Annotated in this window: 15 protein-coding genes; 8 read left to right on the top strand and 7 right to left on the bottom strand. The window is 69.7% G+C overall.

From position 1 onward, the window contains the following. Positions 1-65: 65 nt before the first annotated feature. Positions 66-560 (top strand): DUF4265 domain-containing protein, encoded by a 495-nt coding sequence (locus tag H297_RS0115680; protein ID WP_051351866.1) that lies wholly within the window; start codon positions 66-68, stop codon positions 558-560. A 553-nt stretch (positions 561-1,113) separates the two neighbouring features. Here H297_RS0115680 and H297_RS0115670 read toward each other — a convergent pair. Further along, the gene (locus H297_RS0115670) at positions 1,114-3,423 is read right to left on the bottom strand and encodes an FdhF/YdeP family oxidoreductase (RefSeq protein ID WP_027737828.1); all 2,310 of its coding nucleotides are present in this window, start codon (positions 3,421-3,423) and stop codon (positions 1,114-1,116) included. A gap of 279 nt (positions 3,424-3,702) precedes the next feature. Here H297_RS0115670 and H297_RS0115665 point away from each other — a divergent pair, with 279 nt between their 5' ends. Next, positions 3,703-4,620, top strand: coding sequence for a LysR family transcriptional regulator (locus H297_RS0115665; protein ID WP_027737827.1), 918 nt, complete (start codon positions 3,703-3,705; stop codon positions 4,618-4,620). 222 nt (positions 4,621-4,842) lie between these two features. Here the strand turns inward: H297_RS0115665 and H297_RS44270 are convergent, their stop codons facing one another. The 6 genes from H297_RS44270 to H297_RS0115635 form a co-directional block, all read right to left on the bottom strand. Beyond that, the gene (locus H297_RS44270; RefSeq protein WP_261411933.1) at positions 4,843-4,974 is read right to left on the bottom strand and encodes a hypothetical protein; all 132 of its coding nucleotides are present in this window, start codon (positions 4,972-4,974) and stop codon (positions 4,843-4,845) included. A gap of 140 nt (positions 4,975-5,114) precedes the next feature. After that, complete coding sequence (locus H297_RS0115655) at positions 5,115-5,897, bottom strand: SDR family NAD(P)-dependent oxidoreductase (RefSeq protein ID WP_027737826.1); 783 nt, start codon at positions 5,895-5,897, stop codon at positions 5,115-5,117. Between the two features lie 116 nt (positions 5,898-6,013). Continuing rightward, positions 6,014-6,541: a carboxymuconolactone decarboxylase family protein gene (locus H297_RS0115650; RefSeq protein ID WP_027737825.1), complete on the bottom strand. Its 528-nt coding sequence runs from the start codon at positions 6,539-6,541 to the stop codon at positions 6,014-6,016. Between the two features lie 95 nt (positions 6,542-6,636). Further along, the gene (locus tag H297_RS0115645) at positions 6,637-7,170 is read right to left on the bottom strand and encodes a DinB family protein (protein ID WP_027737824.1); all 534 of its coding nucleotides are present in this window, start codon (positions 7,168-7,170) and stop codon (positions 6,637-6,639) included. A gap of 9 nt (positions 7,171-7,179) precedes the next feature. After that, complete coding sequence (locus H297_RS0115640; protein ID WP_027737823.1) at positions 7,180-7,461, bottom strand: hypothetical protein; 282 nt, start codon at positions 7,459-7,461, stop codon at positions 7,180-7,182. Positions 7,462-7,593: 132 nt separating this feature from the next. Next, a complete protein-coding gene (locus H297_RS0115635; RefSeq protein ID WP_037794251.1) occupies positions 7,594-8,481 on the bottom strand; it encodes a LysR family transcriptional regulator in 888 nt (295 codons plus the stop codon). A gap of 128 nt (positions 8,482-8,609) precedes the next feature. Here H297_RS0115635 and H297_RS0115630 point away from each other — a divergent pair, with 128 nt between their 5' ends. From H297_RS0115630 to H297_RS0115605, 6 genes are all read left to right on the top strand, one after another. Continuing rightward, positions 8,610-9,638 carry an alcohol dehydrogenase catalytic domain-containing protein gene (locus H297_RS0115630; RefSeq protein WP_064744828.1) on the top strand — a complete coding sequence of 343 codons (1,029 nt, stop codon included), beginning with the start codon at positions 8,610-8,612 and terminating at the stop codon, positions 9,636-9,638. 122 nt (positions 9,639-9,760) lie between these two features. After that, entirely contained in the window at positions 9,761-10,867 is a 1,107-nt protein-coding gene (locus H297_RS0115625) for a flavin monoamine oxidase family protein (protein WP_027737820.1), read from the top strand. Positions 10,868-10,949: 82 nt separating this feature from the next. Then, on the top strand, positions 10,950-12,215 hold the full coding sequence (locus H297_RS0115620) for an MFS transporter (protein WP_027737819.1): 1,266 nt from the start codon (positions 10,950-10,952) through the stop codon (positions 12,213-12,215). 51 nt (positions 12,216-12,266) lie between these two features. Then, positions 12,267-12,926, top strand: coding sequence for a TetR/AcrR family transcriptional regulator (locus tag H297_RS41725; protein WP_078514128.1), 660 nt, complete (start codon positions 12,267-12,269; stop codon positions 12,924-12,926). Positions 12,927-13,012: 86 nt separating this feature from the next. Further along, positions 13,013-13,294 carry an alcohol dehydrogenase catalytic domain-containing protein gene (locus H297_RS41720; RefSeq protein ID WP_199787200.1) on the top strand — a complete coding sequence of 94 codons (282 nt, stop codon included), beginning with the start codon at positions 13,013-13,015 and terminating at the stop codon, positions 13,292-13,294. A 158-nt stretch (positions 13,295-13,452) separates the two neighbouring features. After that, positions 13,453-14,178 carry a hypothetical protein gene (locus tag H297_RS0115605; protein ID WP_027737816.1) on the top strand — a complete coding sequence of 242 codons (726 nt, stop codon included), beginning with the start codon at positions 13,453-13,455 and terminating at the stop codon, positions 14,176-14,178. The last annotated feature ends 137 nt before the right edge of the window (positions 14,179-14,315 follow it).

The following is a 14,315-nucleotide window of genomic DNA, read 5'->3' as shown; positions in this document are numbered from 1 at the left end:
TCACGGGAACGGGGCCGGGTTCGAGGCGTGCAGGTGGCTGCGCGATCATCTGGACGGTGACCTCTATGACCCCGGCCGGGCCCGCCGCTGCTGGAAGCAACCGGATCAAGGTGTGGTACCGGTTTGTGCCGCGTGACGGCTGGCTTCCCTATGACACTGAGGGGCTGTGGGCCACGCGACTGAGCGGTGATACGGCCAAGGTGGAGAACGCCCCGTTCTTGCAGGACGGGGTGGCCGAGGGCGAGATCGTGCGGTTCGTGGCGGACACCGACGGGGTCCACTGGGCGAAGGAGCGGGTCGAGGCGTCGGACAACTGCACCATCCGCATCCTGCCCGTCCCCTCCGGCCCGCTGGGGCGCAGCGCTCAGGCTGTGCACGAGCGGCTGGCGCCGTTCGGCCTGGGCGGTGAGGTCTTCAGTGAGGAGTTCCCGTTGGTCGCTTACACCGTGCCGGCCGATGCGGACCTCGGTGGGATCAAGGCATTGCTCGCCCGCGGCCAGGCGGACGGGTGGTGGCACTTCGAGACCGGCTGTGTCACCGATGCCTGGCGCGACGCGTAGGTGAGCTGCCGGCGCCTGCTGCACTGCGGCGCCGTCAGTATGCGAGGCAGGTGGACGTGGAGGTGCTCGACTTCGACAGCGCGTCCGCGTTCGCGAAGTGCTCGGGCACAGAGTTCGCGGAGGCCGGGCTGCGCATAACGACTCTGTGAACGCGGGGAGTTGGGGGCGTCGAAGGTAAGGTTGCCGTAGGCAGCGGCCAGGGTGCGGAGCCGATCGCGGGCGTCGGTCCCCCGCCGTCACACGGCACAGCCCGCCACATCTGCCCCACGGACGCCGCCGCCTCGATGACGATCCCCGGCCACCGGGCGTGGGCACAAGATCGGCAGAGTGCTCCCCCGCGGCCGCCTGCTTCACCTGTCGGTGCACGCCGTGGCAGCGCGCCGCGGGCACCGCCACGGCGTGCACCGACAGAGCCGGCCGCCGCCCGGGATACCCGACTGATGGCCTGGGGTGGATGGCCGCCGTGCAGCGCCTTGCGGCGTCGTACGCGGCCACGCCGCCCGGACACAGGCCCATCTGGCCACGCCCGGTGGCTTCCAGCCGGCGCCGCGGGTCACCCCGCCCGAACAGCCGCCCGCACTCGTGCCGGCTCCAGGCGTACGACGACGCCTTTGGAGGTGGGGGTGTTGCTGACGTCAGCAACGCTGTCGAGCGGGACCAGGACGTTGGTCTCCGGATAGTAGGCGGCGGCGGAACCGGGAGGGGTGGGGTAGGCGACCACGCGAAAGCCCGGGGCGCGGCGCTCCACGCCGTCGCGCCAGACGCTGACGAGGTCGACCTCGGCACGGTCCGCAAGCCCCAGATCCTGCAGATCGGCGGCGTTCACCAGGACGACCCGGCGGCCGTTGTGAATGCCGCGGTAGCGGTCGTTCATGGCGTACGGAATGGTGTTCCACTGGTCGTGCGAGCGCAGCGTCTGCAGGATGAGGTGCCCTGCGGGTGCCTTAAGCATCTCGAAGGCGTTGGAGGTGAAGACGGCCTTGCCGCTCGGGGTCGGGAAGCACCGTTCGTTGACTGGGTTAGGCAGCCGGAAGCCGCCGGGGCGTGCCACCCGGGTGTTGAAGTCCTCAAAGCCCTCGACCACCCGGGCGATGCGGTCCCGGATCGTGCCGTAGTCGGCCTCAAAGTCCTCCCACGTGATGGGGGGTTGGGCGCCGAGGGTGCGGCGGGCCAGGCGACAGATGATGGCGACCTCGCTGAGCAGGTGCGCGGAGGCCGGGGCGAGGCGGCCGCGGGAGGCGTGCACCTCGCTCATGGAGTCCTCAACGGTGACGAACTGCTCGCCGCCGGCCTGGATGTCGAGGTCGCTGCGGCCCAGGGTGGGCAGGATCAGCGCGATCTCGCCGCAGACGGTGTGGGAGCGGTTGAGTTTGGTCGAGATGTGAGCGGTGAGCCGGCAGCGCCGCATGGCCTCTTCGGTGAGGTCGCTGTCAGGGGTGGCACGGACGAAGTTGCCGGCCACGCCGAGGAACACCTTGGCGTGCCCGTCGCGCATGGCGCGGATGGAATCCACCGCGTCCAGGCCGTGGTGGGCGGGCGGGGTGAAGGCGAACTCCCGCCCGAGGGCGTCTTGGAACGCCTGCGGCATCCGCTCCCAGATGCCCATGGTGCGGTCGCCCTGCACGTTGCTGTGCCCGCGCACCGGGCACACGCCCGCTCCGGGCCGGCCGATGTTGCCGCGCAGCAGCAGGAAGTTGACGACCTCGCGGATGGTCGGCACGCCGTGCTTGTGCTGGGTCAGGCCCATGGCCCAGCACACGATGATCTTCTTACTCTTCAGCACGCGCTGGTGGACGTCTTCGATCTCCGCGCGGGTCAGGCCGGTGGCGTCCAGGACCTCGGGCCACGCCACTGTTCGGGTGTGCTGGGCGAAGGCGTCGAAGCCGGTGGTGTGGGTGTCGATGAAGGTGTGGTCAAGGACCGTGCCCGGGGCCTGGTCCTCGGCCTGCAGGAGCAGCAGGTTCAGTGCCTGGAACAGGGCGAGGTCGCCGCCGGGGCGGATCTGCAGGAACTGGTCGGCGATCGCGGTTCCGCGCCCGATCACCCCGCGGGGCTTTTGCGGGTGCTTGAACCGCAGCAGTCCGGCCTCCGGCAGCGGGTTGACCGCGACCACCTGGCCGCCGTTGCGCTTGGTCTGCTCCAGCGAGGACAGCATCCGCGGATGATTGGTCCCGGGGTTTTGTCCCACGACGAAGACCAGGTCGGCGTCGTGGATGTCCTGCAGACTCACGCTGCCCTTGCCGATGCCGAGCGTCTCATTCAAAGCGGCGCCGCTGGATTCGTGGCACAGGTTGGAGCAGTCCGGCAGGTTGTTCGTGCCGAAAGCCCGGGCGAACAGCTGCAGGAGGAACGCCGCCTCGTTGTTGAGCCGGCCCGAGGTGTAGAAGAGGGCCTCGTCCGGGGAGTGCAGGGCGCGCAGTTCGTCGGCGAGCAGGTCCAGCGCCTCGTCCCAGCCGATCGGTTCGTAGTGGTCGGCCCCGGGCCGTTTGACCATGGGTTCGGTGAGCCGGCCCTGCTGGTTGAGCCAGTAGTCGGATTTGCCCGCCAGTTCGGAGATGGGGTGTTGGCGAAAGAAGTCGGCGGTGATGCGGGCGGAGGTCGCCTCGTCGTTGATGTGCTTGGCGCCGTTCTCGCAGTATTCGTTGCGGTGGCGCTGGTTGGGTGCGGGCTCGGGCCAGGCGCATCCCGGGCAGTCGAAGCCCTTGGTCTGGTTGATGTTCAGCAGCGTCAGCGCGGTGCGCCGCGGCGAGGTCTGCTGCAGCGAGTACTGGATCGCGTGCGCGACCCCGGGCACGCCGGTCGCCCACGTCTTGGGCGGGGTGACGGAAAGACGCTCCTCGCCCGGGTCTTCGCTCGCGCTCATTGATCGGACCGCCTTCTTCACCGCTCGTGGATGCTGGCCGACAGCGGGGACACCGAGGAAGGTCAGCGGCCCCGAGCATGGTCTGCGGGGCGTGCCCCGCATGCACTGTGGCCGCGTGGTCCAACCGTGGTCAAAGCAGTCGTTTCGATCGCACGACAAGCGCCGCCTATCACGCGAGGCCACCCGGCCCGTGGAACCGGGAAGAGCCGGTGGCCTGGCATCTGTCGGGCCGACAGTGTCGACTGGCGTGGTGCGAGCGGTGTGCAGTAGACCCGTCCTGTGCTGCTACGCCAACTCGAATACCTCGTCGCCCTGGCCCGCGAGGGCCACTTCGCCCGTGCCGCCGACGCCTGCTACGTCTCCCAGCCGGCCCTGTCCGAAGGGCTGCGCAAACTCGAGGACGAGTTGCGCGTCCCCCTCGTCCACCGCGGGCGCAAGTACGAAGGGCTCACCCCCGAAGGAGAGCGCATCCTGCTCTGGGCGCAGCGGATGCTCGCCGACCGCGACGCCCTGGAAAGCGAGGTCACAGCCCTGCGCCACGGACTCAGCGGACGGCTGCGCATCGGCTCGGTACCCACCGCCTCGACGGTCGTCTCCCTGCTCACCGAACCGTTTTGCACCCAGCACCCGCTGACGACCGTCCAGGTACTGACCGACCTGCGCGCGACGGAAATCCTCGACAAACTGCAGAGCTACGAGATCGACGCCGGCATCACCTACCTCGGCCACACCATTCCCGAGCGGTTCGAGTGCGTACCTCTGTACCGCGAGCGCTACGTCCTGCTGATCCAGCCGCCCTCCGGCGCCGGACGGCTCAGCGAGATCACCTGGGCCGAGGCGGCGCAGCAGCCCCTTTGCCTGCTCGATCCGGTCATGCAGGGACGCAAAGTACTGGACACCGTCTTCCAGGAGATCGGCGCACCGGTCCGGCCGCGCGTGGAGACCGATTCGATCGCCTCCATGTTCGCTCACGTCCGAACCGGCCGGTGGGCCAGCGTGGTACCGCATTCCTGGCTGCACGTATTCGGCGTGCCCGCCGGGATGCAGGCCGTCCCCCTGGTGAGCCCGACCCGCGCGGTGCCCATGGGACTCGTGGTCGCCAAACGGGATCCCGCACCGGTCATGACCCGCGCCCTCGTGGACATCGCCCGCCGTGCCGGTATGGATGCAGTTCTCACGCAGGTGCCCGGCCGCTGACCGGCATGAACCGGAGGCCCGGAGAGTCGGCCAGGAGGACAACTGCCCGGTATCGCAGCCGGGCCTGGCGCTTCAGGGCGTGCCGCCGCCGAGCAATTGGCCCCGCAGGGGTGGGCGGCCTCTGCCTGAAGGCCGCCCGCCTAGAGTGTGTACGGCGACGACCCGCCCCTGCCTCTTCGAGGCGGCGTAGGGACAGGTCGTGGCAGGGTGTCTGACCTGTGCTCAGGCGAGCGTGGTGAGGACGTCAACCGGGCTGATCAGGGTGTCTCGGATGGGTGAGCGGCTTTCGACGAGGGCGATGAGCTCTTCGGTGTCCTTGAGTGCCTGGACGTCGAAGTCGTTGATGACGGACATGGGTGGGGTTTTTTCGTAAACGCGTAGAGGGTGCACCGTTGCGCCGTGCCTGAGACGGGGCCGGTGCCGTACCCATCGGCTGGAGTGCACGCGGCCGGCCTTCCGGGCCACGAGGACGTCTGTGCACCAGACGGTGTGGGTCAGTTGCGTCCGGCCATGACACCGCCGTCGATGTCCCAGATCGCACCGGTGACCCAGGTGGTCTGGTCGGACAGGAGGAAGGCGACGGTGGCGGCGACGTCGTCGGTGGTACCGGTGCGGCCGATCGGGTGGAAGGAGTCGAAGCCGTCCATCGTGGAGTCCATCTCCGACTTGGGGATGAACTCTTCGTAGATCGGGGTGCGCACGACGGCGGGGGCGACGGCGTTGGCGCGGATGCCGTACGGGGCGAGCTCCATCGCGAGGTGCTGGGTCAGGGAATGCAGTGCGGCCTTGGCCATCGAGTACGCCGAGGAGGGGGTGGCGGCGATGGCCTGGTGGGCCCACATGGAGCCGATGTTCACGATTGCGCCCTTCGTGCCGCGCTCGATCATGTTGGCGGTAACGGTCTGGGTGAGGAAGAAGAAGGCGCGGTTGAGGTCCTGGTAGCGGTCGTAGTCTGCGGCCGTGTGCTCCAGGAACGGCTTGGGGGCGAAGACGCCGGCAGCGTTGACCAGCAGGGTGGCGTCGGCGTGCTCCTTGGTGAGGACGGTGCGCAGGCGGTCGACGGCCGCGGGGTCGGAGAGGTCGGCGGCCAGGCCGACGACCTGCCCGCGGGCGGACAGAGCAGTCACGGCTTCATCGGCGCTGGGCTGGGTGCGGCCGGTGACGACGGCGGTGCCGCCGGCGTCGAGGACCTGGGCCGCGATGGCCTGGCCCATGCCGCTGGTGCCGCCGATGACGATGACCTTCTGGCCGGTGAAGTCGAGGGTGGTGCTGGACATGTGGTGCTCCTGTAGCAGGTAGTGCCGTGAAGGGGGGTGAGGGTGGTCAGGGGGCAGTGGCAGACTCGGTAGCCGCGGTGCTCGGTCGGGCTCACGGCCTCCCGCGCACGGGGGTGTCAGATGGCCAGCGCCACCAGGAAGCGCGAGACCATGTTGTAGGCCGCGACAGTGGCGACCGCTTCGACCGTCTGGGCTTCACCGAACAGACGCTTGACCTCGTCGATGACGTCGGCATCGACCTCGACCTGTCGGGTGGACTGATCGGTCAGCGCGAGCAGGGCGAGCTCTTTTTTGTTGAAGATGCCGCTGTCCGCGGCATCTCCCTTGAGGGCTTCGCACTTGTCTTCCGTGCCGCCTGCCTGCAGATAGGCCGGGTAGTGGACGCCCCACTCGAATTCGGCGCGGTTGAGCACGGCCACGCGCAGCATGATCAGTTCGCGGTATTCCAGTGCCAGGTCGAACTCGGCGCGGACCCGACCCAGCAGCCCGTTCCATCCTGTGGCAAGCGGGAAGCTCTTCAGCAGGACACGGTCGATGCCGATCAGCTCACCGCCCGGCCTGCGCGCTTGCATTCCCGCGAGCAGTTCGGGCGGGGGCGCGGGGAGGCTGTCGTCCTGCCAGGGGGTGACACGCACATCACTCACGTTGTGCTCCTTGACTGGGCACCGGCCCGCGTTGAGATCGGGTCGTTGCCGGTGGTGAATTGCTGCTGGCTTCGCCAGAACAGAGGTGCAGGCGGTCAGACGTGGGGGTCGCAGACCAGGTAGCCGTCGATGCGGCTGAGCCAATCCGAGGCCGGGTCGGGCGGCAGCGTGCGGCCGAGGTGGTCGGCACGGACCTCGCTGATCCACTGGTCGTGCTGGTACTCGTGATTGATGAGCGCGAGCAGCAGGTGGCCTGCGACGACGGTCAGCTGGGTCGGGGCGCCGACCCGGCCGGCGGCGATGTCACCGATGCGGGCGTGGACACGTTCGGCGACGGTGTCGCGGAACGTGGTGAGCCGTTCGACGGTGGGCAGCGCGCCGCGGAACTTCTCCGGGTTCGCCGAGTCCATGAGCCCGTCGAGTTCCGGGTCCGGGCTGGGCTCGGCCGCGGTGAGGTTGCGGATCATGAAGTGGGCGACATGAGCCTGGTGACCCAGGTGCCAGCCGATCGCGCTGGAGTCCTCTTGCGGGCGCCAGGTCACCTCGTGTGGGCTGAGGTCTTTCCACAGCTCGTCGGTGTAGACGCGGGCGCGGTCGTATTCGCGCAGCAGCGCCGTGAGCTCGTGCACGACCGGGCCTCAGACGGTGTCGTAGACGCGCACGTCGGGGTCGGCCTTCAGCAGCGGGGACAGGCCGCCGACGACGTCACGGGTGAACAGCTCGCTGGTCAGGTACGTCTTGGCGTCGGCCACGCTCCGGAAGCCGTGGAGGACCTGGACGTCCTCGTCGCGGACGAGGAGCTCCTTGCTGAGGGCGCCGGGGGCGGTGTCGAGGAACGGCTGCTTGTACTTCTCGTACACGCCCGCGGCTGCGGGGCGGTGGGCCGGGTCCACCTGCAGTGTGATCTGAAGATACGCCATGGTTATGCCTCACTCGATTGACAGGGAGGGGGCGGTGCGGTGAGTCCCGCAACCTGCCTGCCACGTTAGGCATCCCCAGCAAGGTCCGGTAGGGGACCACACTGAATCAAGGTATAAGCGTCGCGTATGGCCCTAGTGGCGGGTGGCCGCGAGGCTGTCGGCGAGACGGAGCAGGTCCGGGGCGAGCGGGGAGTCGGTGCTCCAGACCGCTTCGAAGGAGATCTGCACCTCGCGGCCCTCGTCGTGCAGGGGGCGGTGGCAGACGTCGGGCGAGGTGAGCTTGGAGCGGGGAACCAACGCCGAGCCCAAGCCGAGTTTCGTCCAGTCCTCCAGGACCCGGTAGCTGGCGGCCTCACCCGGATAGGTGTTCAGGGGCATCTCGTGCGCCTGGAAGAGTCGCGTGGTGAAGGTGGTCAGGCCGCAGGTGTCGGGGACGAGGATGAACTGCTCCTTGCCGGCCTCCGTGAGTTCGACGGGGGTCGCCTCCGCCGCGTCGGGAGTGACGACGACGATCGGCTCGACGTCGATGACCCGGTGCTCGAAGCGGGGCATCGCGGCCACGGCCGGGATCAGGATGATGTCGAGCTGGCCAGCCAGCAGGCATTCCCGCAGCTCCTGCATGTTCGCCTCGCGCAGCACGAGGTCCCGGGGCGCGGGAAGGCCCTGGACCATGCTGAACGCCCTGGCGACCAGGTGCGATCCGATCAGCGGGGAGAGCCCCATGCGGATCTTCTGCTCACCGGATTCGTTCAGGCGTCGGGCCTCCGCTCCGATGGCATCGAGCGCTGTCAGGGCACGCTCGATCAGCGGCAGGATCCGGATGCCGAACGCGGTCTGCGTCACACCGCGCGGCGACCGCTCGAACAGCTTGCCGCCCAGGCGTTCCTCCAGCTTGGCGATCCCGTTCGACAGCGCGGGCTGCGTGACCCCGTACGCGCGTGCGGCGGCACTGAACGACTTGGTCTCCGCCACCGCCTGCGCATAGCGGAGCCCCTCAAGATTCAGACGGTCTGTTGCCATAGCCACGGCTTATCGTTCCATTCACTGATGTCCCCTACCGGGCGGCATTTCCTCTGCCTACGGTGGGGCTCCTACTCATTCAGCATAAACAGCAGCTATGAGCATCGCTGTTCGGAACGGAAGGCACCATGTCGGACAGCGCCGTGACCATGGTCGTTACCGAGCCCCGCGGACCCCTGCACCCCATGGGGGCCGAGACGGTCCCGCCTCCCGCCGGGTGGGTCCGCGTGTCGGTGGTGGCCAGCGGCGTGTGCAACGCCGACATCGGAACGGCCGCCGCCACCGGCGAGGACACCGTCTTCCCCGTCACCCCCGGCCACGAGGTCGCCGGTGTCATCGCCGAGACCGGTGACCAGGTCGAGGGCTGGGCGGCCGGCGACCGGGTGGCGGTCGGCTGGTTCGGCGGAAGCTGCGGCCACTGCGTGTACTGCCGGTCGGGCGACGTCGTCCACTGCGCCGAACGCAAGATCCCCGGCCTGTCTTACCCGGGCGGCTGGGCGCAGAGCATCACCGTGCCCGCCGACGCTCTCGCCCGCATCCCCGACAGCTTCGACCTCGTCGACGCCGCCCCCTTCGGCTGCGCCGGAGTGACGACCTTCAACGCGATCCGCAAGGCCGGTATCCGCGCCGGAGGACGGGTCGCCGTCTTCGGCGTCGGCGGCCTGGGCCACCTCGCCGTCCAGTTCGCTGTGAAGCTCGGCTACGAGACCGTCGCTATCACCCGCGGCCGTGACCGCGAGCACCTCGTCCGTGAGCTCGGTGCCCGCCACTACGTCAACAGCGACGCCCACGCGCCCGGAGCCGTCCTGAAGGAGTTCGGCGGCGCCGACCTCATCGTCTACACCGCCTCCTCCACCGCCCCCGTGGATGAACTACTCACCGGGCTGCGCACGCATGGGCAGCTCACCCTCGTCGGCGTCGACGCGGGATCCGTCACCGTCCCGGCGGCCCGGCTGGTCATGAACGGTCATACCCTCACCGGGCACCTGACCGGGAGCCCGCGCGAGACGGAAGAAGCCATGGCCTTCGCCGTCACCACGGGTGTCCGGTCGATGATCGAGCAGATGCCGCTGAAGAAGGCCGACGACGCCGTCACCCGGCTGCGCTCCGGCGCTCCCCGCTTCCGCATCGTCCTGGAAACCTCCGACGGCGAGTAGCGGGCCCCCTCGCCACGCCGCGCGCCCCGGCCACGCGGCGGGCGGTACTCCACCCTGTCTTCCACCCGATGCCGCGACCACCGACGACTACGGGGGTTCAGCCTGCTCAGAATGGAGCCACAATGTCCCACCAGGAAGCCCACGACGTCATCGTGATCGGCGCCGGCGCCTCCGGACTCGCCTCAGCCGACGCTCTGCACACCGCCAGCCGCGACGTCGTTGTCCTGGAGGCCCGCGACCGCGTCGGCGGACGCCTGCTCTCCACCCCTGTCGAGTACCCGGGGCGGGCGCTCGACTTGGGAGCCACCTGGTTCTGGGACGGCGAGGATCGCGTACGGAACCTGGCTGCCCGCAGCGGCCTCGCCATCTTCGAGCAGCACCTCGCCGGCGACACGATGCTCCAGGAGGCGACCGGCATCCGCCGCCTCACCGGCAACCTGATCGGCGCCCCCTCCCGCCGCTTCGCCACCGGGGCACAGAGCATCGCCGCCACCCTCGCCGCCGCGCTGCCCACCGAAGCTCTTCGGCTGGACACGCCCGTCACCGCCATCCACCCGGCCGGTCAGGGCGGCCTCGACGTGCTCACCCCGGCCGGCACCCTTCATGCCAGGCACGTCGTCCTGGCCGTCCCTCCGGCCCTGGCCCTGGAGCGCATCGACTTCCACGATGCCCTCCCCGCCGACCTCGTGCACCTGGCCCGGGCCACCCCCGTGTGGATGGGTGCTGCCGTCAAGGTCGTTGCCCACTACCCGGACGCGTTCTGGCGCCAGGAGGGGCTCGCAGGTGCGGCGTTCAGCAGGACCGGCCCGCTCCAGGAGATCCACGACATGTCCGGGCCCGACGGCAAGCCCGCCGCGTTGTTCGGCTTCGCCCACGCACGCACCGTCCGCCCCGGCTTCGAGCAGGACGCCATCACTCAGCTCGCCCGGCTCTTCGGCCCGCCCGCCGGAGCCCCGGTGGCCCTGCATGTGCAGAACTGGAGCACCGAGCGGTGGACCGCCCCGTCGACCGTGCAGCGCCTCGCCGACTACTCACTCTTCAGCCATCGTCTCTACCAGCGCCCGGCCCTCGACGGTCGGCTGCACTGGGCGACGACCGAGACGGCTACCAGCCATGCCGGGCACATCGAAGGCGCCCTCGCCTCCGGAGAACGCGCGGCGCGTGCCATCCTCGCCGCGTCCGCCGACGTGAAAGGGACCACCCAGTACGTCACAGCCCCCAGCAGATAGGCCACCGGCCTGACGCCGTACGAAACCGCGCCCGGCCGCAAGCTCCCGTCCGGGGCCGGCGGGCTCACACATGAGGAGAGAGATGACCAACGCCGCACCCGCCGCAACGCCGGGACTCATATCCGATCCCGTCCACGCCCAGCGGCGGATCCTGCGCGTCCTGGTCGCCTCCCAAATCCTCAGCGGCGCGGGGCTCGCCGCCGGCGTCACCGTCGGCGCCCTCCTCGCCCAGGACATGCTCGGCACCACCAGCCTCGCCGGACTGCCCAGCGCCCTGTTCACCGCCGGCTCCGCCCTCACCGCCGTCACCGTCGGCCGCATCTCCCAAGCCCGCGGCCGCCGCCCCGGGCTCGCCGCCGGCTACCTCACCGGCGCCGCCGGCTCTGCTGGCGTCATCACCGCCGCCGTCCTCGACAATCCCGTCCTGCTGTTCCTCGCCCTGTTCGTCTACGGCGCCGGCACCGCCACCAACCTCCAGGCCCGCTACGCCGGAGCCGACCTCGCCCCACCCGGACACCGCGCCCGCGCGGTGTCCACCGTCCTGGTCGCCACCACCCTCGGCGGCGTCGCCGGACCCAACCTCGCCGCCCCCGCAGGCACCCTCGCCGAATCCCTCGGCATACCCCACCTCGCCGGACTCTTCGTCATCTCCGGCGCCGCCTACGCACTGGCCGCCCTCGTCCTCGCCCTCTGGCTGCGCCCCGACCCGCTGCTCCTGGCCCGAACCGTCGCCCAGGACAAGGAATCCGACCTTGCAGCCAACCCGGCCGCCGCCGATACCGCCGACACCAGCGAGAGCCGCGGAGGCGTCACCCTCGGTGCGCTCGTCATGATCCTCACCCAGCTCGTCATGGTCGCGATCATGACGATGACACCGGTCCACATGCACGACCACGGCCACTCCACCGCCGCATCCGGCCTCGTCATCGGCATCCACATCGGCGCCATGTACCTGCCCTCACCCCTCACCGGCTGGCTCGTCGACCGCTACGGCCGCATGAAGATCGCCGCCGCATCGGGTGCCACCCTGCTGGCCGCCGGCATCCTCGCCGCCGCCGCGCCCAGCGGCTCCGTCGCGCTCCTCGCGCTCGCCCTGGCCCTGCTCGGCCTCGGCTGGAACTTCGGGCTCGTATCCGGCACCTCGATCATCACCGACACCGTGCCACTTGCAACCCGGGCCAAGACCCAGGGACTGGTCGACGTCTCCATCGCCATCGCCGGCGCCACCGGCGGCATGGCCTCCGGCATCATGGTCGCCGCCACCAGCTACCCCACCCTCGCGCTGACCGGCGGCATCCTCTCCCTCGCCCTCCTGCCCGCCGTCGCCGCCACCGCCTACCACCGATGAACCCTGACATCCCCGCGCCGGACATAACCGTCGAGGGCACCGGGCTGCTCTGTGTCGCCCTCCTGCTCCGCCTGCGCAAAGAGATCGACGCCGCCGCGCCCGGCACCGTCGTGGGTCACCCTGATCGAGGAAGGCGGCTACGAGGCGTTCACCATCGCCGCCCTGTGCGAGAAGGCCCAGGTGCCGCCCCGTGCACTGTATGACCGCACCTCCAGCAAGGACGCCCTCTTCCTCGCCGTCTACGAACACGGCATCGCCCGCATCGCCGCCGGCCATCGCGTCCTGACGGCGCCGGACCCCTGGCGCAATCTGGCGACCGACCAGCTGATTACGGCGGTGGTCACGGAGCTCACCGCCCTGTTCCGCCAGCATGCCGCGTTCCTCAAACCCGTCGTGCTGCTCTCCGGCGCCCATCCCGAGGTCCTCCGCCGCGGCCGTGCTCACGTCCAGGCCCACGGCGACGCCTTCACCGCCCGACTGCTCACCATCCGACCACATCCCCCACCCGGACCCGGAAGCCGCCGTACGGCAGTACTTCGCCACGGTCTTCTCCGCCTGCGTCGTTCCGCGCACCGCACACGGCCCCGACTTCGCCACCGAACCCGTGGACCACGACGCCTTCACCACCTACCTCGCCCTGAGCGTCACCCGCACCCTCTTAGCCGACTCCTGAAGCCTCCGACTGGCGACAAACTGGCATCGGGGACGTGACCACAGCGGACTCCTCTCCATCAGCATGCCGGTTCCTTCACCGTAGGCGGCTCCCTGCAGACCTCGACCTGCCCCCCTACCGCTCCATGGACAAGAGTGCCGAGGGCGCTCCGATGGGCCACAAGTTCCTCGGCGTCGTCGAGGAGACCGGCTCGCAGGTCCGCGGCCTCAAGCGCGGCGACTTCGTCGTCTCGCCGTTCGCGTTCGCCGATAACACCTGCGCGATCTGCCGCGACGGCTTCCACACCGCCTGCCCAAACGGCGGCTGGTACGGCGTAGACCAGAGGTCGTCCGAGCCCGAGGACCTCACCGAACTGCTCCGAGCCGCCACCGGGGCCGACCGGCCGACAGAGAATCCCTTCTTCTGACCGCCCAGGTGCCCTGCTGCGGCGGGGCACCCGGCTGATCGCCACCGTGCGGTCTCTACCAGCGATTCTCGGCCGGACCAAACCCCGGATTTGCCGGACGCTCTGCCCACTGGCCCACCTCCAACGGGTCCTTCGCTCTCTCTGCCCCGGAGAATTCCGTGCCTACCTCGATCACCATCACGTCCGAGTTCAGCGGCAGCGTCGTTGCCAAGGGCGCTACCGATGACCTCTCCGCACAGCTCCTCCGCCACGCCGGTTTCAAGCAGATCGACGACTGGCATGGCCGACGCCATCGCCTTCCCACCACCACTCCGCTCGCCGAGCAGGTCGCCATCGCCACCCATGCGGCCGAGATGCTTCGAGCCGCTCGCTATGACGTCACCCTTCCGCCCTCTCTCGACACCGCCCGGATGAGCCCTCCGGTGCATGCCCTCGGGTCCTACGCCGCAGGAGCCGAACTTCTCGGCATCACGGACCAGATCCGTGCGGCCGAAGACGGGGCCAGCCTTCAGCGCGCAGTTGACCACCTCCTTCACTCCGAGCACGGTGCTCTGGAGCGGCTCCGGGAGGCCCTGGAAGCGGCTGGAGAACAGGTCAACGACTTGGACGACGACGCGTATGCGCTCGCTGACCGGTTCGGCTTCGCCTCGGAGTTCGTCAGCTCAGCCCAGTCTGAACTTGTCGATTCCGAGGCCGAACTACGCCGCGTCGGCACCGCTTCGACGAGTTACGCCGCAGCACGGACCGTCCGTGATCACCGTGGTGCCGCTCTGGCCACTTCTCCTGCGGCGGACCAGGCCAAGGTCTCCTCGGCGTCCAGTTCCCAGCCGGCGCCTTTGAGCACCACGGGTCACCCGCCGCGCGCCTCAACCCCCCAACGGTGACCCCGGCCGCGCTCTTCGCCGTCGGCAACCAGTACGTCGCGCCGCCCACGCTCGACTCACCACCGCAGCGCCTCCTCCGCGCCTCATCCTGCCGGCCGGCCCCGCTGAAACGTTCCGCTTCGGCCTTGCAGGAGGAC

This window comes from Streptomyces sp. CNT360 (assembly GCF_000424785.1).
This window is presented reverse-complemented; position numbering and strand designations above follow the sequence as displayed.